19 protein-coding genes are annotated in these 21,691 nt (G+C 59.8%); 5 read left to right on the forward strand and 14 right to left on the reverse strand.

All coding sequences use genetic code 11. The features are described 5' to 3' along the window. Nucleotides 1-142: 142 nt before the first annotated feature. Nucleotides 143-2,422: a phosphoenolpyruvate--protein phosphotransferase gene (gene ptsP / locus RYC17_RS23065; protein ID WP_002555744.1), complete on the reverse strand. Its 2,280-nt coding sequence runs from the start codon at nucleotides 2,420-2,422 to the stop codon at nucleotides 143-145. A gap of 21 nt (nucleotides 2,423-2,443) precedes the next feature. Further along, nucleotides 2,444-2,923, reverse strand: a complete 480-nt coding sequence (locus RYC17_RS23070; RefSeq protein WP_002555745.1) for an RNA pyrophosphohydrolase — start codon at nucleotides 2,921-2,923, stop codon at nucleotides 2,444-2,446. A gap of 142 nt (nucleotides 2,924-3,065) precedes the next feature. Between RYC17_RS23070 and RYC17_RS23075 the strand changes: the two genes are divergently transcribed. Next, nucleotides 3,066-3,722: an HAD family hydrolase gene (locus tag RYC17_RS23075; RefSeq protein WP_122258812.1), complete on the forward strand. Its 657-nt coding sequence runs from the start codon at nucleotides 3,066-3,068 to the stop codon at nucleotides 3,720-3,722. Between the two features lie 13 nt (nucleotides 3,723-3,735). Here RYC17_RS23075 and RYC17_RS23080 read toward each other — a convergent pair whose 3' ends face one another. Together RYC17_RS23080 and ilvA are read right to left on the reverse strand one after the other, a co-directional pair. Then, nucleotides 3,736-4,164, reverse strand: coding sequence for a DUF2269 family protein (locus RYC17_RS23080; RefSeq protein WP_058402565.1), 429 nt, complete (start codon nucleotides 4,162-4,164; stop codon nucleotides 3,736-3,738). Between the two features lie 276 nt (nucleotides 4,165-4,440). After that, on the reverse strand, nucleotides 4,441-5,955 hold the full coding sequence (gene ilvA, locus RYC17_RS23085) for a threonine ammonia-lyase, biosynthetic (RefSeq protein ID WP_122258811.1): 1,515 nt from the start codon (nucleotides 5,953-5,955) through the stop codon (nucleotides 4,441-4,443). Between the two features lie 162 nt (nucleotides 5,956-6,117). On the opposite strand from ilvA, the gene rpiA reads away from it, so the two are divergent. Next, a complete protein-coding gene (gene rpiA, locus RYC17_RS23090) occupies nucleotides 6,118-6,789 on the forward strand; it encodes a ribose-5-phosphate isomerase RpiA (protein WP_058400085.1) in 672 nt (223 codons plus the stop codon). A 45-nt stretch (nucleotides 6,790-6,834) separates the two neighbouring features. Here rpiA and RYC17_RS23095 read toward each other — a convergent pair whose 3' ends face one another. The 4 genes from RYC17_RS23095 to RYC17_RS23110 all read right to left on the reverse strand — a co-directional run bounded on the left by RYC17_RS23095 (nucleotide 6,835) and on the right by RYC17_RS23110 (nucleotide 11,088). Then, a complete protein-coding gene (locus tag RYC17_RS23095; protein ID WP_193601295.1) occupies nucleotides 6,835-7,740 on the reverse strand; it encodes an SdiA-regulated domain-containing protein in 906 nt (301 codons plus the stop codon). A gap of 110 nt (nucleotides 7,741-7,850) precedes the next feature. After that, complete coding sequence (locus RYC17_RS23100) at nucleotides 7,851-8,783, reverse strand: SdiA-regulated domain-containing protein (protein WP_122280901.1); 933 nt, start codon at nucleotides 8,781-8,783, stop codon at nucleotides 7,851-7,853. Between the two features lie 182 nt (nucleotides 8,784-8,965). Then, nucleotides 8,966-9,631, reverse strand: a complete 666-nt coding sequence (locus RYC17_RS23105; protein ID WP_058400082.1) for a fumarylacetoacetate hydrolase family protein — start codon at nucleotides 9,629-9,631, stop codon at nucleotides 8,966-8,968. A 62-nt stretch (nucleotides 9,632-9,693) separates the two neighbouring features. Continuing rightward, the gene (locus RYC17_RS23110) at nucleotides 9,694-11,088 is read right to left on the reverse strand and encodes an FAD-binding oxidoreductase (protein WP_193601294.1); all 1,395 of its coding nucleotides are present in this window, start codon (nucleotides 11,086-11,088) and stop codon (nucleotides 9,694-9,696) included. 161 nt (nucleotides 11,089-11,249) lie between these two features. On the opposite strand from RYC17_RS23110, the gene serA reads away from it, so the two are divergent. Then, nucleotides 11,250-12,479, forward strand: a complete 1,230-nt coding sequence (serA, locus tag RYC17_RS23115) for a phosphoglycerate dehydrogenase (RefSeq protein ID WP_002555754.1) — start codon at nucleotides 11,250-11,252, stop codon at nucleotides 12,477-12,479. 184 nt (nucleotides 12,480-12,663) lie between these two features. On the opposite strand, the gene RYC17_RS23120 is transcribed toward serA, so the two are convergent. Together RYC17_RS23120 and RYC17_RS23125 are read right to left on the reverse strand one after the other, a co-directional pair. Next, nucleotides 12,664-13,101 (reverse strand): DUF4399 domain-containing protein, encoded by a 438-nt coding sequence (locus RYC17_RS23120; RefSeq protein ID WP_057453652.1) that lies wholly within the window; start codon nucleotides 13,099-13,101, stop codon nucleotides 12,664-12,666. A gap of 136 nt (nucleotides 13,102-13,237) precedes the next feature. Further along, on the reverse strand, nucleotides 13,238-13,873 hold the full coding sequence (locus tag RYC17_RS23125; RefSeq protein WP_193601293.1) for a 2OG-Fe(II) oxygenase: 636 nt from the start codon (nucleotides 13,871-13,873) through the stop codon (nucleotides 13,238-13,240). A 141-nt stretch (nucleotides 13,874-14,014) separates the two neighbouring features. Here RYC17_RS23125 and RYC17_RS23130 point away from each other — a divergent pair, with 141 nt between their 5' ends. Continuing rightward, nucleotides 14,015-14,767 carry a DUF2059 domain-containing protein gene (locus RYC17_RS23130; RefSeq protein ID WP_058400080.1) on the forward strand — a complete coding sequence of 251 codons (753 nt, stop codon included), beginning with the start codon at nucleotides 14,015-14,017 and terminating at the stop codon, nucleotides 14,765-14,767. Between the two features lie 14 nt (nucleotides 14,768-14,781). Here RYC17_RS23130 and RYC17_RS23135 read toward each other — a convergent pair whose 3' ends face one another. Then, on the reverse strand, nucleotides 14,782-15,723 hold the full coding sequence (locus tag RYC17_RS23135) for an alpha/beta hydrolase (RefSeq protein ID WP_122280898.1): 942 nt from the start codon (nucleotides 15,721-15,723) through the stop codon (nucleotides 14,782-14,784). Between the two features lie 270 nt (nucleotides 15,724-15,993). On the opposite strand from RYC17_RS23135, the gene RYC17_RS23140 reads away from it, so the two are divergent. Then, nucleotides 15,994-18,381 carry a penicillin acylase family protein gene (locus RYC17_RS23140; RefSeq protein WP_122280897.1) on the forward strand — a complete coding sequence of 796 codons (2,388 nt, stop codon included), beginning with the start codon at nucleotides 15,994-15,996 and terminating at the stop codon, nucleotides 18,379-18,381. 334 nt (nucleotides 18,382-18,715) lie between these two features. On the opposite strand, the gene RYC17_RS23145 is transcribed toward RYC17_RS23140, so the two are convergent. From RYC17_RS23145 to potA, 3 genes are read right to left on the reverse strand one after another with little or no spacing between them, the layout of a single operon-like run. Continuing rightward, nucleotides 18,716-19,597, reverse strand: a complete 882-nt coding sequence (locus RYC17_RS23145; RefSeq protein ID WP_003318275.1) for an ABC transporter permease subunit — start codon at nucleotides 19,595-19,597, stop codon at nucleotides 18,716-18,718. Continuing rightward, nucleotides 19,594-20,514, reverse strand: coding sequence for an ABC transporter permease subunit (locus RYC17_RS23150; protein ID WP_003372160.1), 921 nt, complete (start codon nucleotides 20,512-20,514; stop codon nucleotides 19,594-19,596). The genes RYC17_RS23145 and RYC17_RS23150 overlap by 4 nt, the downstream gene beginning before the upstream one ends. Then, nucleotides 20,511-21,653, reverse strand: coding sequence for a polyamine ABC transporter ATP-binding protein (gene potA, locus RYC17_RS23155; protein WP_058400076.1), 1,143 nt, complete (start codon nucleotides 21,651-21,653; stop codon nucleotides 20,511-20,513). Before potA ends, RYC17_RS23150 begins: the two co-directional genes overlap by 4 nt. Nucleotides 21,654-21,691: the final 38 nt, after the last annotated feature.

A 21,691-nucleotide genomic window follows, 5' to 3' on the forward strand; every position in this document is an offset into this window, starting at 1 on the left:
CGCTCTGCGTCGCATGCAGTTCTGGACGCTCTGCGTCCGATCTTGAGCGGGCGGTGCGGCGCAGATTTGTGACGCGGAGCGTCACGCAAGGCATTCCTACGCTGGAACGTGAGGAACGATAGTTCTGTAACTATCGTGGCGCTTAGTGCCCTTTGACCGAGCTCGGGTTGATCATCCGCGACAGGCCGAGGTTTTTCAGCGCCAGTTGCAGGGAGCTGCTGATGACTTGCGGGTTGTCGTTGGTCATCAACTGCGCAAGCAGTTCCTTGGCCTTGCTGAGGTTGATCTGACGCAGCATCCACTTCACTTTCGGCAGGTTGGTGGCGTTCATCGACAAGCTGTCAAAGCCCATCGCCATAAGCAGCACGGCTGCTGCCGGGTCGCCGGCCATCTCGCCGCAGATGCTGACCGGCTTGCCCTCGGCGTGGGCATCACGCACCACGCTTTGCAGGGCCTGGAGCACTGCCGGGTGCAGGTAATCATAAAGATCGGCCACACGCGGGTTGTTGCGGTCGACCGCCAGCAGGTATTGGGTCAGGTCGTTGGAGCCGACCGAGAGGAAGTCCACCTGACGCGCCAGATCGCGGGTCTGGTAGACCGCGGCTGGCACTTCGATCATCACGCCCACAGGCGGCATCGGCACGTCGGTGCCTTCGTCGCGCACCTCGCCCCACGCCCGGTGGATCAGGTGCAGCGCTTCTTCCACTTCGTGGGTGCTGGAGATCATCGGCAACAGAATGCGCAGGTTGTTCAGGCCCTCGCTGGCTTTGAGCATGGCGCGGGTCTGGACCAGGAAGATTTCCGGGTGGTCGAGGGTGACGCGAATACCGCGCCAGCCGAGGAACGGGTTGTCTTCCTTGATCGGGAAGTAGGACAGCGACTTGTCGCCACCGATGTCCAGGCTGCGCATGGTAACTGGCAGTGGATGGAAGGCGGCCAGTTGCTCGCGGTAGATCGCCAGCTGTTCCTTTTCACTCGGAAAACGCTGGTTGATCATGAATGGCACTTCGGTACGGTACAGCCCCACCCCTTCGGCACCGCGCTGCTGGGCGCGAGCGACATCAGCCAGCAGGCCGGTATTGACCCACAGCGGCATGCGATGGCCGTCCAGGGTCACGCAAGGCAGTTCGCGCAAGGCATCCAGGCCCTGGGAAAGCTGGCGCTCCTCCTCGACCACCTTGCCGAACTGCTTGCGCATGATTTCGCTGGGGTTGGTGAAGACTTCGCCGTGATAACCGTCGACCACCAGATCGATGCCGTCGACCTTGGAGTAAGGGAAGTCCACCAGCCCCATGACCGTGGGAATGCCCATGGCCCGCGCCAGGATCGCAACGTGGGAGTTGCCGGAACCCTGAACCGATACAAGACCCACCAGCTTGCCTTCCGGCACCTCGCCCAGCATGGCCGGGGTCAATTCTTCACTGACCAGAATCGTGTTGTCGGGGTAGACCAGCGCCTGCTGCCGCGCTTCCTGCAGGTAGGCCAGCAGGCGACGGCCCAGGTCCTTGACGTCCGAGGCTCGCTCGCGCAAGTAGGCATCGTCCATCAGTTCGAATCGTTTGACGTGCTCGCTGACCACCGAGCGCAAGGCACCCTGCGCCCACTGGCCGGTCTTGATGACATCGGTCACTTCGCTGCCCAGCGAGGCGTCATCGAGCATCATCAGGTAAACATCGAACAGCGCGCGCTCTTCGGGGCGCAGCTGGGTGGCGAGCTTGGCTGACAGGGTGCGCATGTCATTGCGCACGCCTTCCAGAGCGTTCTGGAACAACGCCAGCTCGGCGGCGATGTCAGTGACGGTCTTATCCGGCACCACCTCCAGATCGGCAGGCGGCAGCATGACCACCGCGACACCGACCGCAGCACCCGGCGAACCGGCCACACCGACAAACTTGGCTTCCTGAATGCCCTTGCCCTGACGACCCAGACCGCGGATCGAGCCGGTCGCTTCGGCATGCGCGATAACGCCCGCCAGTTGCGCGCTCATGGTCACCAGGAAGGCTTCTTCGCCCTCGTCGAACTGACGACGCTCCTTTTGCTGGATCACCAACACCCCCACCACGCGACGGTGGTGGATGATCGGCGCGCCCAGGAACGAGGCGTAACGCTCTTCACCGGTCTCGGCAAAATAGCGATAACGAGGGTGATCTGCGGCGTTTTCGAGGTTCAGCGGTTCTTCACGCGTGCCGACCAGACCGACAAGACCTTCATTCGGCGCCATGCTGACTTTGCCGATGGAGCGCTTGTTGAGACCTTCGGAGGCCATCAGCACAAAGCGGTTGACCTCGGCATCGAGCAGATAGACCGAGCAGACCTGGCTGCCCATGGCCTCCTTGACGCGTAACACAATAATGCCCAACGCCGCCTTGAGATCCTTGGCGGAGTTAACTTCCTGGACGATCTTGCGCAGCGTATTGAGCATGGCTCGGGGTCGAACTCCGTGTCAGTCGCGCGATAACAGGCGCGGGGCAAGCTCTTTGAGTGCGCGTCGATACACCTCGCGCTTGAATGTCACCACCTGGCCTAACGGGTACCAATAACTGACCCAGCGCCAGCCATCGAACTCCGGTTTACCGGTCAAATCCATCCGCACCCGCTGCTCGTTTGAGATCAGGCGCAGGAGAAACCATTTTTGCTTCTGGCCGATACACAGCGGCTGGCTGTGCGTACGGACCAGGCGTTGCGGCAGACGATAGCGCAACCAGCCCCGAGTGCAGGCAAGTATTTGCACATCATGTCGTTCCAGCCCGACTTCTTCATTCAATTCACGATAAAGCGCGTCTTCCGGCGTCTCCTGCGGGTTGATTCCACCCTGAGGAAACTGCCAGGCATCCTGGTTAATACGCCGAGCCCATAGGACCTGACCAGCATCGTTTGTCAGAATAATCCCGACATTAGGACGGAAACCATCGGGGTCGATCACGGCAACAACCTCGCAAACGCATGTCGCCGCATTGTTCCACAAAGGCGATCAAACCAGCAACGAGGCTTATCACCTTATGTGAAGACTTGTGAAAACCTCGTATTCTGGGACTCTTTTTTCAACTATTTCAGCGAGTAACCCTATGCGTCTGGCTTTATTCGACCTCGACAACACGCTTCTGGGCGGCGACAGTGACCATGCCTGGGGCGATTATCTGTGCCGACGCGGGATCCTCGATGCCGCAACCTACAAGACCCGCAACGACGAGTTCTATCAGGATTACCTGGCCGGCACGCTGAACATGACCGACTACCTGAATTTTACCCTGGAGATTCTGGGCAACACTGATATGGCGCAACTGGAGGAATGGCACCGCGACTTCATGCGCGACTGCATCGAGCCGATCATGCTGCCCAAGGCGCTGGAATTGATCGCCAAACACCGCGACGCAGGCGACAAGCTGGTGGTCATTACCGCCACCAATCGCTTTGTGACCGCACCGATTGTGGCGCGGCTGGGCATCGATACACTGCTGGCAACTGAATGCGAGATGGTTGATGGACGTTACACAGGCCGTACTACGGGCGTTCCGTGCTTCCGTGAGGGCAAGGTGACACGCCTCGATCAGTGGCTGGAAGATAACGCGTTCAGCCTCAAGGACAGCTATTTCTACAGCGACTCGATGAACGACCTGCCGCTGCTGGAGCAAGTGGCCAACCCGGTTGCGGTCGATCCGGACGATAAATTGCGTGCCGAAGCCGAGCGACGCGGCTGGCCGGTTATCACCCTGCGTAACTGAGTGTCGGCAATACTCAGGCCGGTTTGAAGCCCATCAGACCGGCCATCGCCACAAAGCACACGACGCTGATCACAGTCAGCGCCAGGGTAAAACCTCGCTTGCCGCCCCTGGCACCGAGGCGCAACCGGTTGAGCCTTACCACCAGCCACACCCAACTGCACAGCCCCAGGGTGTAAAGCACGCTGCTGCCCAGCACCCAGGTCTGGCCCAGTGACAACCCTTTCAGATGCACCAGCCACCAGCCGCTGAATGGCAGTGTCGCCAGGCACACGCCCATAAGAACCCAGAAAAACAGCAAAGGCCGCTTGAGCAGGCGATTCTGAATGGTCGTGTCGCCTTCAAGACGCACCTTGACCACCCCACTGGCCAGCACCAGCGCGCTGATCAACAACAGCGCAATGGCGACGATGTGCAAGGTATTGAGGGTGGTGATGGGTTCCATGACGCGGTGTTCCTCTGGAATCGGGCTTGGGTGAGTTTAGCAGCGCGGACACAAGGGCCGCGCCTTAAGAGCTAGCGTGGGCATGCCGATCTGGACGCTCCGCGTCCTCTTGCGACGCAGAGCGTCGTGAGCTGCATACCCACGCTGGAGCGTGAGGAACGAGGGTCGTCAGGGATAACGTTACCGCTATCGTGCGACGCTCTGCGTCGCATGCCGTTCGGGACGCTCTGCGTCCTCTTGTGAAGCGGAGCGTGAGGAACGGGAGTATCTAAGTCCTCAGCCCAGAAACAACCGGTACGCCGGGTTTTCGCTCTCGTCCCAATACGGGTAACCAATCTCGTCCAGCGCTGCGCCCACCAGATGCCGCTCTTCCTCCGGCACTACCAGACCAGCGACCACACGGCCGTCTGCTGCGCCGTGGTTGCGGTAATGGAACATCGAGATGGTCCAGCGTCCGCCCAGGCGGTTGAGGAAGTTGAACAGCGCGCCCGGCCGCTCCGGGAATTCGAAACGCAGCACCACTTCATCGTCGACGCGCTCGGCATGCCCGCCGACCATGTGGCGGATGTGCAGTTTGGCCAGTTCGTTGTCGGTCAGGTCCAGCACCGGAAAACCCTGCCCGGTCAGGCTGGCGATCAGCGCGCTGCGCGGGTCGTTCTCCGGGTGAGTCTGCACGCCGACGAAGATGTGCGCTTCACGATCGGTGTGGTAGCGGTAATTGAATTCGGTGATCTGCCGTTTGCCGATAGCTTCGCAGAATGCCTTGAAGCTGCCCGGTTGTTCGGGGATGGTCACCGCAATGATCGCCTCGCGGCCTTCGCCCAGTTCGGCGCGCTCGGCCACGTGACGCAAGCGGTCGAAATTGACGTTGGCCCCTGAATCAATCGCCACCAGCGTCTGGCCGCTGACGCCGCGCTGCTCGACGTATTTCTTGATCCCGGCCACGCCCAGCGCGCCGGAGGGCTCGGTGATCGAACGGGTGTCGTCGTAGATGTCCTTGATCGCCGCACATATTTCATCGGTGCTGACGGTGATCACTTCATCGACATAATGGCGGCACACTTCGAAGGTGTGATGGCCGATCTGCGCGACCGCCACGCCATCGGCAAACAGCCCGACCTGGCTCAGCACCACGCGCTCCCCGGCGGCCATTGCCGCTTGCAGGCAGTTGGAGTCATCCGGCTCTACACCGATGACCTTGATCTCCGGGCGCAGGTATTTCACGTACGCAGCGATACCCGCGATCAAACCGCCGCCACCGACCGGTACGAAGATAGCGTCCAGTTGCCCCGGCTGCTGACGAAGAATCTCCATCGCCACGGTGCCTTGCCCGGCGATGGTGTCGGGGTCGTCATACGGGTGGATGTAGACGAAGCCCTGTTCGTCGACCAGTTTCAGCGAGTAGGCCAGCGCTTCCGGGAATGAATCGCCGTGCAGCACCACCGTGGCGCCCCGCGAGCGCACGCCTTCGACCTTGATTTCCGGGGTGGTGCGCGGCATGACGATGGTCGCCAGAATGCCCAGTTCGCGTGCCGCCAGTGCCAGGCCTTGTGCGTGATTGCCCGCCGAGGCCGTGACCACGCCGCGTGCGGCCTCTTCTGCGGTCAATTGCGCCAGCTTGTTGTACGCACCGCGAATCTTGAAGGAGAACACCGGCTGGAGGTCTTCGCGCTTGAGCAATACCTGGTTTCCCAGCCGCTCGGACAGCTGGCGAGCGCCGTGCAGCGGGGTTTCGACCGCCACGTCGTACACGCGGGAGGTGAGGATTTTCTTGACGTAGTGTTCGAGCATCGGGGCGGCATCACTGACGAAGCGGGCAAGGTCGGGAAGTCTACCCTGCGTGCCGAAAGACGACCATACGAATGACAGGGCTTTGCAGCGCAGTCGCCGCTATAATGCGGGCCTTTTTTACATACCCCCTCTTTTACCTACATCAGGCACCGTGGAGCCCGCATGACCCAGGATCAACTCAAACAGGCAGTCGCCCAGGCAGCTGTCGACTTCATCCTTCCGAAGCTCGATGACAAAAGCATTGTGGGCGTCGGCACCGGCTCCACGGCCAATTGCTTCATTGATGCACTGGCTAAACACAAGGCGGCATTCGATGGCGCGGTCGCCAGCTCGGAAGCCACCGCCGCGCGCCTCAAGGGCCATGGCATTCCGGTCTATGAGCTGAACACGGTCAGCGACCTGGAGTTCTATGTCGATGGTGCCGATGAAAGCGACGAGCATCTGAACCTGATCAAGGGCGGCGGCGCGGCGCTGACACGCGAGAAAATCGTCGCAGCAGTGGCCAAGACCTTTATCTGCATCGCCGACGGCAGCAAGCTGGTGCCGGTGCTGGGCGCATTTCCGCTGCCGGTCGAGGTTATCCCGATGGCGCGCAGCCACGTAGCTCGCCAACTGGTCAAACTGGGCGGCGACCCGGTCTATCGCGAGGGCGTTCTGACCGACAACGGCAATATCATCATTGATGTGCACAACATGAGCATCACCAACCCGGTGGAGCTGGAAGCGAGCATCAACGCCATTGTCGGCGTGGTCACCAATGGCCTGTTCGCCGCTCGCCCGGCTGATCTGCTGCTGCTCGGCACTGCTGAAGGCGTGAAGCCCCTGAAGCGCTGATAAAACCGGTCATGCCCACGCAAGGTGGGCATGTACCTCACAGGCTCAAGGCTTGCGGAATACGTAAAACAGGTTCGGCTCGCTCACCAGATACAGCGTTCCCTCTGCGTCCATGGCCATCCCTTCAGCCTGCGGCACGCCCTTGCTCAGGCCCATCGCCCCTTTTGCCAGTGAGCTGCTGCCAATCGGGTGACCACTGGTGTCAAGTTCGAGAATCCGCTTCGACTCATCGGACAAGGCCAGCAGGTGGCCGCTGATCTCATCGAATTGCAGGCTGGAAAGATCACGAACCGAAAGTCGGCCATCGCGCTTGCTGTTGGCAATGACCTGCAGGTTGCCGGGGGCCTGCTGATCAGTCTTTGGAAAGCCACGCACCTCAATGATCTGCACCGGATCTCGCTCCCTGGCGACAAACAGGCGCTTGCCGACCGAGTCATAAGCCAGCCCTTCATAGCCTTTATTGCCGCTGGTACTTATCCCCAGCGTCAGTTGCTCGGCATCGGCGGCGTTCAGGCTTTTTGTGCTGTCATCCACATGAATCTGAATCAGCCGCAGTTGACGCTCGTCGCTGATGACGTAAACGCCGGGGCTGATGTATTCGACAGCTTCGGCATCGCCGAAACCAACCAGCGGAATGCGCCGCAGCACACGACCGTCCAGGCTCAGCTCGACCAGTTCGGGGGTCTGGTTGGTCACCGTGAACAGGCTCTTGCGGTCCGGGTCGTAGCTGAGGCCGGAAACATCATCCTCAAGCCCCTCGATCACCTTTTCTTCTGTCACGACACGATACTGATCGAGCCCGATGGAATGGAGCGAGTCGGACTGCCAGAACACTTGCCAGTCGAACAGCACGCGCTCCACGTAGCGGTATCGCTCATTGGCGAGCATGAACAGCACCGCCAACGGAACAAGGGCCAGAAGCAGGAGTAAAGAGCGGGTAGAACGACGCATTGAGGTGACTCGGACAGGTTGAGCGGGCGGCATTGATACCACGCCATTCTGAAAGCAAACTTAATGGCGCAGTGCTATTTGATTATCAGCTATGTGGCTGCCGTCCTGGCTCAGTGCTTGCGAAACGAATAGAACAGGTTCGGTTCGCTGACCATGTACAACGTCCCGGCTTCATCCAGCGCAACACCTTCTGCGCGTGGAATCGTATTCTTCAAGCCATTCATACCGCCCAGCAGGGTCATGAAGCTCACCTGCTCGCCCTGTTCGTCGACTTCCAGCAACAGATGCGAATCGGCAGAGAGCGCCAGCATGTGGCCGGTACGCGGGTCGATGCTCAGCGAGGAAAGGTTGCGCATGTCCAGAGAGCGGTTCGGGAGTTTCTGCTTGTCGCCGTTGAGCACATCACTGCCGTTACTTTGCCAGGTGAACAGCGCCGGTGGACGTTCTTCACCGAGCAGCAACTGCTGGCGACGCGGGTCCCAGGCAATGCCTTCGAAACCCTTGTTCTGGTTTGCAGACTTGCCCAGTTCGTACTGGGGGAAATCCGCGATGTTCAGGGTGCTGGTATCGGCCGTCACCTTGACGATGGTCAGCTTGTGCTGACGCTCATCGGTAATCGCGATCAACCCGTCATTCATGACGGCAACCCCCTCGGGATTGCTCCAGCCCACCAGCGGAATCTTGCGCAATACATCGCCCGTGAGCGTCAACTCCACCAGAAATGCATTCTTGCCCATGACCGCAAACAGCGTTTTGGTGGCCGGGCTGTAGGACAGATCAGAAGCCTCGTCCTTTTCCATGCCCGGCAGCGCCTTGGCATCGATATCTACGTGATAGTCCGGCAGCCAGATACTTGCGCTGCGCTCTTCGTTGCTCTCGAACCGTTCCTTGAGCCAAAGCAGCCCGCGATCATCCCAATGCATGATGTGAGACAGGCCATAGCCCAGCACGACAGCCAGCAGCAGCCACGAATACCAACGCAGTGTGCGTATGAAGGCGAAGCGTTTTTTTGCGCGAGGGGGCGTTGAGGCAGGAAGGGCCATTCAAGTATTCCTGAGCAGATGAGACTTCATGACGACATGGGTGCCCGCACGGGTCGGCGGGATTATCCAGAGCAGGTGTGAAAAAAACGCAAAATCGACCGAACTATCAACCACCGGATAAACAAAAGCCACCCGAGAATGACCTCGTGTGGCTTTGGGTACTGCAGCAAGCGGCTGCGCAGTTAGCGAACGACGCTGCTGAACGGCGCCTGCCCAACCAGCTCCAGGACGATTTCGTCACCGGCCTCAAATGGCCCCACGCCAGCAGGCGTGCCGGTCATGATCAGGTCACCGGCCTGCAACGAGAAGTTGGCTGCCATGTGCTGGATCATCGGCACAATCGGGTTGAGCATCAGGCTGCTGTTACCGTCCTGCACCACTTTGCCGTTGATGGTCAGACGAATGCCGATATCTGTCAGGTCAGTAAAGGTGCCAGCCGGAACGAAAGGCGGGATCACTGCAGCGCCATCAAAGCACTTGGCCAGCTCCCACGGCAGGCCTTTCTCACGCAGACGCGACTGGACATCACGCAGGGTCAGGTCCAGACCGGGCGCAAAGCCGCTGATCGCGTCGAGCACTTCTTCACGGGACGGATTCTTGCTCAAGGGCTTGCCGATCAGAACAACGATCTCTGCTTCGTAATGCACCGAGCCGCGGTCTGCCGGAATAGTGAAACTGTCTTCCAGCGCAACCACTGCGCTGCCGGGCTTCATGAACAGCAATGGCTCGGTAGGCACCGGGTTGCCCAGCTCCTTGGCGTGCTCGGCATAGTTACGGCCGATGCAAACCACCTTGCCCAGCGGGAAGTGGATGTTGGTGCCATCGACATATTTGTGCTGGTAGCTCATGACGTCTCCTGGGGCTGATAAGTGTGGCTGTTTTAGCGTGGCGATGCACCATACGACAGGCATCAAACGGCGAATATTTTCCCCGGATTCATGATGCCATTGGGGTCGAACACCGCTTTCAACGCTTTCATGTATTCGATTTCGACCGGCGAGCGACTGTACGTCAAATAGTCGCGCTTGGTCATCCCGACCCCGTGCTCGGCGGAAATCGAGCCGTTGTACTTTTCCACGGTCTCAAATACCCATTTGTTGACCTGCGCACATTTGACGAAGAACTCGTCCTTGTCGAGGCTTTCGGGCTTGAGGATGTTCAAGTGCAGGTTGCCGTCGCCGATGTGGCCGTACCAGAGCACTTCGAAGTCAGGATAGTACTTGGCGACGATGGCATCGATTTCAGCCAGAAATTCCGGCACTTTCGAGACAGTGACCGAGATGTCGTTCTTGTACGGGGTGAAGTGCGAGATGGTTTCGGATATGTATTCGCGCAGCTTCCACAGGTTGCGCAACTGCTGTTCGCTCTGGCTCATCACCCCGTCCAGCACCCAGCCCTGCTCCACGCAATGCTCAAAGGTCGCCAGCGCCTGATCAGCCAGGTCTTCGGTGGTCGCCTCGAACTCCAGCAATACATAGAACGGGCATGGCGTGTCGAAGGGCGACGGTACGTCACCGCGCGCCATGACGCGGGCGAAGGATTTGTCGGAGAAGAACTCGAACGCCGTCAGATCGAGCTTGCCGTGAAAAGCATGCAGCACCGGCATGATCGAGTTGAAGTCCGAGGTGCCCAGCACCATCGCGGTGAGGTTCTTCGGCGCACGATCAAGGCGCATGGTGGCTTCGACAACAAAACCCAGCGTGCCCTCGGCACCGATGAACAGTTGTCGCAGGTCATAGCCGGTGGCGTTCTTGATCAGGTCCTTGTTCAGCTCCAGCAGATCACCCTTGCCAGTGACCACTTTCAGGCCCGCGACCCAGTTGCGGGTCATACCGTAGCGAATGACCTTTATCCCGCCGGCATTGGTGCCGATATTGCCGCCGATCTGGCTGGAGCCCGAAGAGGCAAAGTCGACCGGGTAATAAAGGCCGCTTTCTTCAGCCAGGGCCTGCAACTGGCGAGTGATCACACCGGGCTGGCAGACTGCCGTGCGGTCGGTCAGATTCAGCTCCAGCACCTGATTCATGTAATCGAACGAGACGACCACTTCACCGTTGGCAGCCACCGCGGCCGCCGAAAGCCCGGTTCGTCCACCCGAAGGCACCAGCGCCACGAGCCGATCATTGGCCCAGCGCACGATCGCCTGCACTTGTTCGGTGGTTTTGGGAAACACGATAGCCAGTGGCGCGGGGGTGAATTGTTTGGTCCAGTCCTTGCCGTAAGTCTGCAGAGAATCGGCATCGGTCAGCACCTTGCCGGTGTCAACCAGGGTCTGCAGCTCATCAATCAAAGCGCGATCAGTCATGGACTCAACTCTCGAACAATTCATGGGCATCCTGAGAACGGTTCACGTTACGGGATGAGGTTTCGCGGGGCTCATATGCTAGCATACGCCCCCCGTGAGTCGTGCCCAGAGCCGAACCGGGCACCCCCTGCCAATTTTCTTCGGGACACAGGTTTACGCAGATGAGCAAGACTTCCCTCGACAAGAGCAAGATCAAGTTCCTTCTTCTCGAAGGCGTCCATCAGTCCGCTGTCGACGTCCTCAAGGCAGCCGGCTACACCAGCATCGAGTACCACACCAAGTCTCTGCCGGAAGCCGAACTGAAAGAAAAGATCGCCGACGCACACTTCATCGGTATCCGCTCCCGCACTCAGTTGACTGAAGAGCTGTTCGATTGCGCCAAGAAACTGGTTGCCGTCGGCTGCTTCTGCATCGGCACCAACCAGGTTGACCTCAATGCAGCGCGTGAGCGTGGTATTGCAGTGTTCAATGCGCCCTACTCCAACACCCGTTCGGTCGCCGAACTGGTACTGGCCGAAGCCATCCTGCTGCTGCGCGGTATCCCCGAGAAGAACGCTTCCTGCCACCGTGGCGGCTGGATCAAAAGCGCGGCCAACTCTTTCGAAATCCGTGGCAAGAAACTCGGCATCATTGGCTATGGCTCGATCGGTACGCAACTGTCGGTGCTGGCCGAAGGCCTGGGCATGCAGGTGTACTTCTACGACACGCTGACCAAGCTGCCACTGGGCAACGCGACTCAGGTGTCCAGCCTGAACGAGCTGCTGGGCATGTCCGATATCGTTACCCTGCACGTGCCGGAAACCTCGGAAACCCAGTGGATGATCGGCGAAAAAGAAATTCGCGCGATGAAAAAGGGCAGCATCCTGATCAACGCGGCTCGCGGCACAGTCGTTGAGCTGGACGCCCTGGCCGACGCGATCAAGGACAAGCACCTGATCGGCGCTGCAATCGACGTGTTCCCGGTCGAGCCACGCTCGAACGACGACATCTTCGAAAGCCCGCTGCGTGGCCTGGACAACGTGATCCTGACCCCGCACATCGGTGGTTCCACTGCCGAAGCGCAGGCCAACATCGGTCTGGAAGTCGCAGAAAAGCTGGTCAAGTACAGCGACAACGGTACCTCGGTGTCGTCGGTCAACTTCCCGGAAGTGGCCTTGCCTGCTCACCCTGGCAAGCATCGCCTGCTGCACATCCACGAGAACATCCCGGGCGTGCTCAGCGAGATCAACAAGGTCTTCGCCGAGAACGGCATCAACATCTCCGGTCAGTTCCTGCAGACCAACGAGAAAGTCGGTTACGTGGTCATCGACGTCGACGCCGAGTACTCGGATTTGGCACAAGCCAAGCTGCAACAGATCAAAGGCACCATCCGCAGCCGCGTTCTGTTCTGATCGCCCTGATCAGCGTGCCCATGCTCTGCATGGGCGCGCCTTCCGCTACAAGCCCCCTCAAGATCGGACGCAGAGCGTCCAGAACTGCATGCCCACGCGGAGCATGGGCACGATAAGTGTTCTTCCAGGCTCCAGCGTGGGAGTGCCGTTCGTGACGCTTGGCGTCACACAAGCACTGACAGCCCTACTTCACATTGATCGTGATCTTCTTTGACTCGACCGACGGGTTCAGCGGCATATGGCCTTTGTCGCCCATCAGCAATTGCAATGTGTGCTGACCAGGCGGCAGGTTGATTTCGGTTTCGGTCTGGCCCTTGCCGAAGTGGCGGATGTTGTCACTGACCGGCAGCGGCGCATTCATCGACGGCTGGTCCTTCACGTCGATCAGCAGGTGATGGTGACCGGTCTCGGGAACATCGACACCCGCAGGCGCGACACCCATGCCCTTGAGGCCGAATTGCACCGTGAACGGTGAGGTGACGGTTTCACCGTCCTTGGGCGAGATGATGTACACCTCGGCGCCTTCAGGGGATGCAGTGCGTGGCATATCGGCGGCGCTGACCAGCATGGATGCGCTGAGCAACAGGCCCGCGACCATCGTTCCAGAAAATAAGGATTTCATGATTGCTCCGATTACAGTTGACGTAAGTCGACCCTCACACAACAAATCCGTCGGTTCAGGAGTGCTCACGATAGACCGCAGCCGGGCTCAATGGCTCACTGCATTGATGAAACAGTTTTCATGAACGGGCTACAGGTCACTGGAACAACTCATTGCTGCGGCGCCTGAACCAGCCTGTCAGTGACAGTCGATCACGGCTGGCAGGCATGACTTCGTGGGGAATATCACCGGACAGAAAAACCACCAGGCAACCGCCTGTAGGCTGGACGTCGTAAGCTACATCGTCCTTGAGATACATACGCAACTGGCCGCCATGCTCGGGCAGCCAGGCATTGTTGAGGTAGAGCACCGCCGACACCATGCGCTTGTCATCATCGCGAAAGCGATCCACATGCCGGAGGTAGCGGGCACCCGGTGGATACAGCGCAAAATGGCTTTCATAGTCCTCCAGCCCCAGAAAAAGGCCGCGATTGAGCGCCTGACGCAGGCTTTCCATCAATTCCAGATAGCTGTCGCAACACTGCACCTGCCCCGCTTCAAGCCACTGAATGCGGTCACCACGAATGCCTTCGCGTATTTCCTGCGCTACCCCCTTGCCAATAGCGGCAGGCTCGAGCTCACCTTCGGCAGCACGTTTTCGGCACTCTTGCTCAAGTTCAAGAGTCAGAGCTTCGGGCAGGAAAACATTCTGCTGCGACCAGCCGTTGGCGGCCAGGTCGTCGACGATTCGCAACAGCAGTGGGTGGTCAGAGGGTATGCGCATGGCGTGCATAGTATCGATAAGCCATGAAATCTGACAGAGGCGTATACATGCAGTATCACACGCGTGAGATTTCACTCGCTGGCGGCACTCATAACTCGACAAATCCACGCTAACACCCGGAGAATAGCGGCCTGCCGACAGGAGTCCCCAATGCGTCGTTTGTTTGTTTTGCTGTTGATGTTCTGCACCTCCCCTGCCTGGGCAGACAGCTACGATCAGTTGTACAAGGCCGCAGGCTGGCCGGAACAGCGCGCGCATTTCAACGATGCTCTCAAGGCTGCCCAACAGCGCTACAGCAACAACCTGCCGCCTGCGGTTTATCAAGCGCTGGTCAATAACAGCAATCAGCGTTTTTCCCCCCAGGCCATGGATCAGCGCGCGTCCAGGCGCCTGCGTGAAAGCCTCAAGGACCCCAAGCCCTCGCTGCAATTCTTTCAGTCGCCGTTGGGCCGCAAGATCGTCAACGCCGAGCTGACCGCCACCCGCGCCGACCAGTTGGCCAAGCACGCGCAAGGGCTGCCACATATCGAAGCGGATGCCACGCGTCAGTTGCTGATTGGCCACCTGGCCCAGGCGCTGCCAGCCAGACAGGCCGGGGCGGAAGTCAGCCTGGCCATCGCAGGCGTTGCCGCCGACAGCCTGAGCCAGATGATTCCCGGCCTGTTGGGCGGCGGTCAGGCGCAAGGCATGCTCGAAGGCCAGCGCGAACGCCTGATGGCGCAGATCAGCGCCGACCTGAACAACACGCTGCTGTATGTGTACCGCGACCTGTCCGACCCTGAACTTGAAGAGTTCTCGACCTTCGCCGAGTCGCCGGAAGGCAAAGCCTATTATCAGGCCGCACTGGCTGCGATTCGCGCCGGTCTGGCCGTCGGGCAGAGTGCGTCGAGCCTGAACCCCTGATCGGTACCGACGGCTTAGCGCAAACGCCCTTCCAGAAAATCAAAGTACCTTGCCCGTAACTCCGGCGATTCATTGGCCAGATGATGCCGGGCGTGCCCCAGCATCAGGATTTGTGGCTGGCTGAACTTGCCTTTCAGAACCGTGAGGTTGTGAGACCAGTCGACCGTCATGTCTGCGTCACCTTGAATGATCAACGGGCTGCGCAGGCTGCGCGGCGCGCGCTCAATACGCACGATCCATTGCGACAACGCGCCGACCCAGGCAGTGGGCAGGCGACGCGGCTGCAAAGGGTCCGCCAGGAGAAAAGGCAGGAACGCAGGCGCATTGGAGTTTTCGGTGAAACGCCGGGCAATGCCGTTTACGAACGGTTTGAGCAGGTGATAACTCAACCGCGACCATCCCCAGGCCCTTGGCCTGACCAGCGGTGCCAGCAGGATCACCTCACCTTGCGCAGGCGTGTCATGCCCCTGATGAAGCAGGTGATCGGTCACGATGGCCCCACCCATGCTTTGTCCGCACAGGTGCCAGGGATGTGGCAGGCCAAGGCCTTCGGCTTCGAGCAGCAGGCGTTGCAACACCAGTTGGTATTCGGCGAAGTCATTGATACAGGCGCGACTGCCGCTCGACAGACCATGCCCCGGCAGGTCGCAGGCGATCACGGCAAAGCCTTGCTCCAGAGCCCACTCGATTACATGCCGGTACAGGCCCATGTGGTCATAGAAGCCGTGAAACAGAAACAGCGTGGCGACCGGATTGTCAGGCAGCCAGACCTGCCCGACCACCTCATAGCCCGCCACATCGAGGCGCCCCAGCCAGCTGCGTATGACGTTTTCGCCACACAGTCCGGCAAGACCGTAGAAGCGCTGATAAGCCAGTCCCTCCATGGAAAGCGGATCAATAACGCTCAGCGGCAGCAGGCTGGCACGCAGGTTATCGGGGTCGAACGTGACGGACATGTGGTTTCCAGATTTCAACAAATGACTCGTAAAGTTGTGTAACGATATTCTTCTGTCTGCCCCGGCATGGCAAGCTAAGCGGCTGTAATCGCAGACATCTGTCATTGAACGTGCACATTGCTGTCTGCACATTGGGCGATGCTCGCGAGCTCACCTGCCCGAATTCGCCCTGAAGCCGTTTCGAACGGGCTCTTGTATCGGGTTTCATCGAATCAACTGCGTCACAACGATAGTCTTAATTCCCGCCTACGCCATTCACAGAGAAACCGGATGAAACGCAGCCTCGTCATTCTAGCCATCATCATCGCCATCCTTGCAGGCGGCGCGGGCTGGTACGTCAATAGCAAACAACCGGTCCGTGATGGCGAGATTGCCATGAGCCATCTTCAGGCACCTGTCACGCTGCGTTACGACGAGCGTGGCGTGCCACACATCCGGGCAGAGAACGAAGCAGACCTGTATCGAGCGCTGGGTTATGCCCATGCTCAGGACCGGCTGTTCCAGATGGAAATGCTGCGGCGTCTGGCGCGTGGCGAACTGGCGGAAATACTCGGGCCGAACCTGGTCGAGACCGACAAACTGTTTCGCACGCTGCGCATTCGCGAGCATGCCGACGCGTATGTAGCACGCCAGGACAAGAACACCCCGACCTGGAAAGCGTTGGAAGCCTACATCGACGGCGTCAATCAGTATCAGGACACCCACGCACGACCGATGGAGTTCGACGCGCTGGGTATTCCCAAGCGGCGCTTCACTACCGAAGACACCGTCAGCATCGGCGGCTATCTGGCGTACAGCTTTGCGGCAGCATTCAGAACCGAACCATTGCTGACGTACGTGTGCGATCAACTGGGCCCGCAATATTTGAAAGTGTTTGATCTGGACTGGCATCCGGACGGCATGCTCGGTTCTAAACCGGCATTGGCCAGCGCCGACTGGAAAGGCCTGGCGCAGCTGGCCCAGCTGAGCCACAAGGCGCTGGAAGGCGCAGGTCTGCCGCAGTTCGAGGGCAGCAACGCCTGGGTGATTTCCGGCAGCCGCACGCAAAGCGGCAAACCGATACTGGCGGGCGACCCGCACATCCGCTTCTCGGTGCCTTCGGTGTGGTACGAAGCACAGCTTTCTGCGCCGGGCTTTGAGCTGTACGGGCACTTCCCGGGGCTCAATCCGTTTGCGTTTCTGGGCCACAACATGGATTTCGGCTGGAGCCTGACCATGTTCCAGAACGATGACGTGGACCTGATCGCCGAGAAGACCAATCCTGATAACCCCAATCAGGTCTGGTATCACGGGCAATGGGTGGCCATGACCCGCACCGAGCAGCAGATAGCAGTCAAAGGCCAATCGCCAGTCCCGCTGACCCTGCTGGAATCGCCGCACGGACCTATCGTCAACACCGTGATGGGCAAGAATGCCGGGCAGACACCGATTGCCATGTGGTGGTCCTTTCTGGTGTCTGCCAACCCGGTACTGGATGGTTTCTACGAAGCCAACCGCGCAGACACGCTGGAGAAGATGCGCAGCGCCGCCGAGAAGATCCAGTCGCCGGGCCTCAACATTGTCTGGGCCAATGCCAAAGGTGACATCGGCTGGTGGGCTGCGGCGCAACTGCCGATTCGTCCGCAAGGCGTCAACCCGAGCTTCATCCTCGATGGCAGCACCGCGCAGGCGGACAAATCGGGCTTCTACCCATTCAGCGCCAACCCGCACGAAGAAAACCCGGCGCGTGGCTACATCGTGTCGGCCAACTTCCAGCCGCAGTCGCCGACCGGCATGCCGATTCCCGGCTATTACAACCCGGCCGAGCGCGGCCAGGAGCTGAACCGGCAACTGAGCGACTCCACCATCAAGTGGGACCTGGCAGCCAGCAAGGCGCTGCAACTGGGCACGCAGACCGATTACGCACCAAGCATTCTCAAACCGTTGATTCCGGTACTGCGCAGCGTCGTCAGCGACCCGGACGAACTCGCCCTCGTGGAGCGCCTCGCCAGCTGGAAGGGCGATTACCCTGTTGATTCGGTGGGTGCCACACTGTTCAACCAGTTCCTGTTCGACCTGACTGAGGAAACATTCCACGACGAACTGGGCGATACGATGTTCGAGACGCTGCTGTCGACCCGCGTACTGGACGCCGCCCTGCCGCGTCTGGCCGCCGACGCCGATTCGCCGTGGTGGAACAATCGCAATTCACCCCATGAAGAAAGCCGCGCCAATACCGTCAAGGTAGCCTGGCGAGCCAGCGTGTCGCACTTGCGGTCGCTGTACGGCACCAACCCGGACGAATGGGTGTGGGGCAAGGCGCACACCCTTACTCAGGGCCACCCGATGGGGTCGCAAAAGCCGCTGGACATGATCTTCAACGTTGGCCCGTATGCAGCGCCGGGCACTCATGAAGTGCCGAACAACCTGTCATCCAGCATCCGCCCTGCCCCGTGGCCCGTCGGCTACGGCCCTTCGACCCGCCGCCTGATCGACTTCGCCGACCCGGCGCACAGCCTGGGGATAAATCCGGTGGGACAAAGCGGCGTGCCGTTCGACAAGCATTATTCGGATCAGGCCAAGGCGTTTGTGAGTGGCGAGTACGTGCCACAGCGCTTCAGCGAGAAGGACGTGGCAGAGCATACTGAAGGGGTTTTGCGGCTGGTGCCGGGGGCGTAGCGACACTCTCTGTGCCGACCCCGGAAATGAGGCTTCTCGTGGGAGCGAGCTTGCTCGCGAACTGTCGGGCACCGACAGTGAAACCTTCACGTACGGTACATCAGGCACAACCGGGTTTGACTATCGTGCCAATGCTCTGCGTTGGCACGCCTTTCGTGACGCTCCGCGTCACAAGTCTGCGTAGCACCGCGCTATCAAGATCGGACGCAGAGCGTCCAGAGCTGCGCTCCCACGCTGGAGCGTGGGAGCGATAAACCGAGATAGCTAGTTGCTGCCGGTACCCGGCAGTTCGCGAGCAAGCTCGCTCCCACGCCCTCCGGGCACGATCAGGTCTTCACGCAGCCGGAGCACGCCTCGGATCAGGCTGCTTCCAGGCGTCTGCCGCGCTTTCCTCGATAGCCTGCTGGATCGCACGCTTGCGGTTGTTTTCGGCGCGGCGGGTGAAGAACCAGACCAGAAAGGTTGCCAGTGACACGGCCAGCAGGATCAGGCTCGCCACGGCGTTGATTTCAGGCTTCACGCCCAGACGCACGGCAGAGAACACTTCCATCGGCAAGGTCGTCGAGCCGGGCCCGGAGACGAAGCTGGCGAGCACCAGGTCGTCCAGCGACAGCGCGAAGGACATCATGCCCCCGGCTGCCAGCGACGGCGCGATCATCGGGATGGTGATCAGCAAGAACACCTTCCACGGACGCGCCCCCAGATCCATCGCCGCTTCTTCAATCGACAGGTCCAGCTCACGCAGCCGCGCCGATACCACAACTGCCACGTAGGCCGCGCAGAACGTCGTGTGCGCGATCCAGATGGTCATGATGCCGCGTTCCTGCGGCCAGCCGATCAATTGCGCCATTGCGACGAACAGCAGCAACAGCGACAGACCGGTGATCACTTCCGGCATGACCAGGGGAGCTGTAACCAGCCCGCCAAAGAACGTCCGGCCCTTGAAGCGACTGATGCGGGTCAGCACAAACGCAGCCATCGTCCCCAGCGCCACCGCAGCAACGGCGGTGTAGCAGGCGATCTCCAGCGAGCGCATCACCGAGCCCATCAGTTGCGAGTTGTCCAGCAGGCCGACGTACCACTTCACCGACCAGCCGCCCCAGACCGTCACCAGTTGCGAGGCGTTGAACGAGTAGATGACCAGAATCACCATCGGCGCATAGATGAACAGCAAACCCAGAACGAGCATCAGGTTCGAGAATCGAAAGCGGTTCATGCCTTGCCCTCCAGTTCTTTGGCCTGACTGCGGTTGAACAGGATGATGGGCACGATCAGCACCAGCAGCATGATGACTGCCAGCGCCGAAGCCACCGGCCAGTCACGGTTATTGAAGAATTCCTGCCACAGCACGCGGCCGATCATCAGGGTTTCCGGGCCACCCAGCAGCTCGGGAATCACGAACTCGCCGACCACCGGAATGAATACCAGCATGCAGCCGGCGATCACGCCGTTCTTGGACAGCGGTACGGTGATTTTCCAGAAACTGTTGAAGGTGCTCGAACCCAGGTCGGACGCGGCTTCCAGCAGGCTGGTGTCGTGCTTCACAAGGTTGGCGTACAGCGGCAAAATCATGAACGGCAGATAGGAATAGACCACGCCGATGTACACCGCCAGGTTGGTGTTGAGGATCTGCAACGGCGCGTCGATCAGGCCCAGCCACATCAGGAAGGCATTGAGCAGCCCGTTGTTGCTGAGAATGCCCATCCAGGCGTAAACGCGGATCAGGATCGCGGTCCAGGTCGGCATCATGATCAGCAGCAACAGCACGGTTTGCAGGTCTTTACGGGCGCTGGCAATGGCATAAGCCATCGGATAGCCGATCAGCAGGCACAGCAACGTGCTGATGAAGGCCATTTTCAGCGAGCCCAGATAGGCCGAAACATACAGGTCATCGCCACTGAGCAAGGTGTAGTTGGCGAAGTTGAGGACCATCTGCAGCTTTTCGTCGGCGTAGCTGAAGATCTCGGTGTATGGCGGGATCGCGACGTCGGCTTCGGCGAAGCTGATCTTGAGTACGATCAGAAACGGCAAGGCAAAGAACAGGAACAGCCAGAGGAACGGCACGCCGATGACCATCTGCCGCCCGTTGGGCTTTATGCGCTCGAACGCGCGCTTGATCTTGCGGATTTTCATGAGCGCAGTACCACGCCGCTGTCGTCTTCCCACCACACGTAGACTTCATCGCCCCAGGTAGGCCGTGCGCCCTGACGCTCGGCGTTGGCGACGAACGACTGCACCAGTTTGCCGCCCGGCAGCTCGACGTAGAACACCGAATGACCGCCCAGGTAGGCGATGTCGTGGACCTTGCCGCGCGACCAGTTGTATTCGAAGCCGGGTTGCTCAGTGGTAACCAGCAGTTTTTCCGGACGCAAGGCGTAGGTGATGTGCTTGTCTTCCACCGACGTACTGACGCCGTGGCCGACATAGATATTGCGCTCCAGCTCGGGGCTGCGGATCAGCGCGTGGGCTTCCATGTCTTCGATCACGTCACCTTCGAACAGGTTGACGCTGCCAATGAATTCGCAGACCAGACGGCTGGTCGGGGTTTCATAGATATCGATCGGGCTGCCGATCTGCGCGATCCAGCCCAGGTGCATGATCGCGATGCGCTCGGCCATGGTCATGGCCTCTTCCTGATCGTGAGTCACCATCACACAAGTCACGCCTACGCGCTCGATGATCTCTACCAGTTCCAGTTGCATCTGCGAACGCAGTTTCTTGTCCAGCGCGCCCATAGGCTCGTCGAGCAGCAAAAGCTTGGGCTTTTTGGCCAGCGAACGGGCCAGGGCCACACGTTGACGCTGGCCGCCCGAGAGCTGGTGCGGCTTGCGCTTGGCGTACTGTGTCATCTGCACCAGCTTGAGCATTTCCGCCACGCGGGCTTCGATTTCCGGCTTGGCCAGCTTGTCCTGTTTCAGGCCAAAGGCGATGTTGTCCGCGACGGTCATGTGCGGGAACAGTGCGTAGGACTGGAACATCATGTTGATCGGACGTTCGTACGGCGGCATGTCTGTAATGTCGACGCCGTCGAGGTAGATACGCCCCTCGGTCGGGCGCTCGAAACCGGCCAGCATGCGCAGCAGTGTGGACTTTCCGGAACCGGAGCCGCCAAGCAGGGCGAAGATCTCGCCCTTGTTGATTTGCAGGGAAACGTCGTCCACCGCAATCGTCTCGTCGAACTTCTTCGTGACCCGATCAATCTTGACCAGCACCTCTTTGGGTTGCTGACCGCCTTCGAGGGCTTTCTTGTAGGCGCCGGAGGCAACTGCCATGGGTGAAACTCCCAACAGGTAGGCAACCCGGCCAATAC

The organism is Pseudomonas syringae group sp. J248-6 (genome assembly GCF_032586995.1).
Classification (GTDB): Bacteria; Pseudomonadota; Gammaproteobacteria; order Pseudomonadales; family Pseudomonadaceae; genus Aquipseudomonas; species Aquipseudomonas amygdali.

Bases quoted from the DNA above. Each gene is read 5' to 3' on its own strand.
- ptsP (WP_002555744.1), bottom strand. From the start codon at position 2,422: ATGCTCAATACGCTGCGCAAGATCGTCCAGGAAGTTAACTCCGCCAAG.
- RYC17_RS23075 (WP_122258812.1), top strand. From the start codon at position 3,066: ATGCGTCTGGCTTTATTCGACCTCGACAACACGCTTCTGGGCGGCGAC.
- RYC17_RS23080 (WP_058402565.1), bottom strand. From the start codon at position 4,164: ATGGAACCCATCACCACCCTCAATACCTTGCACATCGTCGCCATTGCG.
- ilvA (WP_122258811.1), bottom strand. From the start codon at position 5,955: ATGCTCGAACACTACGTCAAGAAAATCCTCACCTCCCGCGTGTACGAC.
- rpiA (WP_058400085.1), top strand. From the start codon at position 6,118: ATGACCCAGGATCAACTCAAACAGGCAGTCGCCCAGGCAGCTGTCGAC.
- RYC17_RS23095 (WP_193601295.1), bottom strand. From the start codon at position 7,740: ATGCGTCGTTCTACCCGCTCTTTACTCCTGCTTCTGGCCCTTGTTCCG.
- RYC17_RS23100 (WP_122280901.1), bottom strand. From the start codon at position 8,783: ATGGCCCTTCCTGCCTCAACGCCCCCTCGCGCAAAAAAACGCTTCGCC.
- RYC17_RS23105 (WP_058400082.1), bottom strand. From the start codon at position 9,631: ATGAGCTACCAGCACAAATATGTCGATGGCACCAACATCCACTTCCCG.
- RYC17_RS23110 (WP_193601294.1), bottom strand. From the start codon at position 11,088: ATGACTGATCGCGCTTTGATTGATGAGCTGCAGACCCTGGTTGACACC.
- serA (WP_002555754.1), top strand. From the start codon at position 11,250: ATGAGCAAGACTTCCCTCGACAAGAGCAAGATCAAGTTCCTTCTTCTC.
- RYC17_RS23120 (WP_057453652.1), bottom strand. From the start codon at position 13,101: ATGAAATCCTTATTTTCTGGAACGATGGTCGCGGGCCTGTTGCTCAGC.
- RYC17_RS23125 (WP_193601293.1), bottom strand. From the start codon at position 13,873: ATGCACGCCATGCGCATACCCTCTGACCACCCACTGCTGTTGCGAATC.
- RYC17_RS23130 (WP_058400080.1), top strand. From the start codon at position 14,015: ATGCGTCGTTTGTTTGTTTTGCTGTTGATGTTCTGCACCTCCCCTGCC.
- RYC17_RS23135 (WP_122280898.1), bottom strand. From the start codon at position 15,723: ATGTCCGTCACGTTCGACCCCGATAACCTGCGTGCCAGCCTGCTGCCG.
- RYC17_RS23140 (WP_122280897.1), top strand. From the start codon at position 15,994: ATGAAACGCAGCCTCGTCATTCTAGCCATCATCATCGCCATCCTTGCA.
- RYC17_RS23145 (WP_003318275.1), bottom strand. From the start codon at position 19,597: ATGAACCGCTTTCGATTCTCGAACCTGATGCTCGTTCTGGGTTTGCTG.
- RYC17_RS23150 (WP_003372160.1), bottom strand. From the start codon at position 20,514: ATGAAAATCCGCAAGATCAAGCGCGCGTTCGAGCGCATAAAGCCCAAC.
- potA (WP_058400076.1), bottom strand. From the start codon at position 21,653: ATGGCAGTTGCCTCCGGCGCCTACAAGAAAGCCCTCGAAGGCGGTCAG.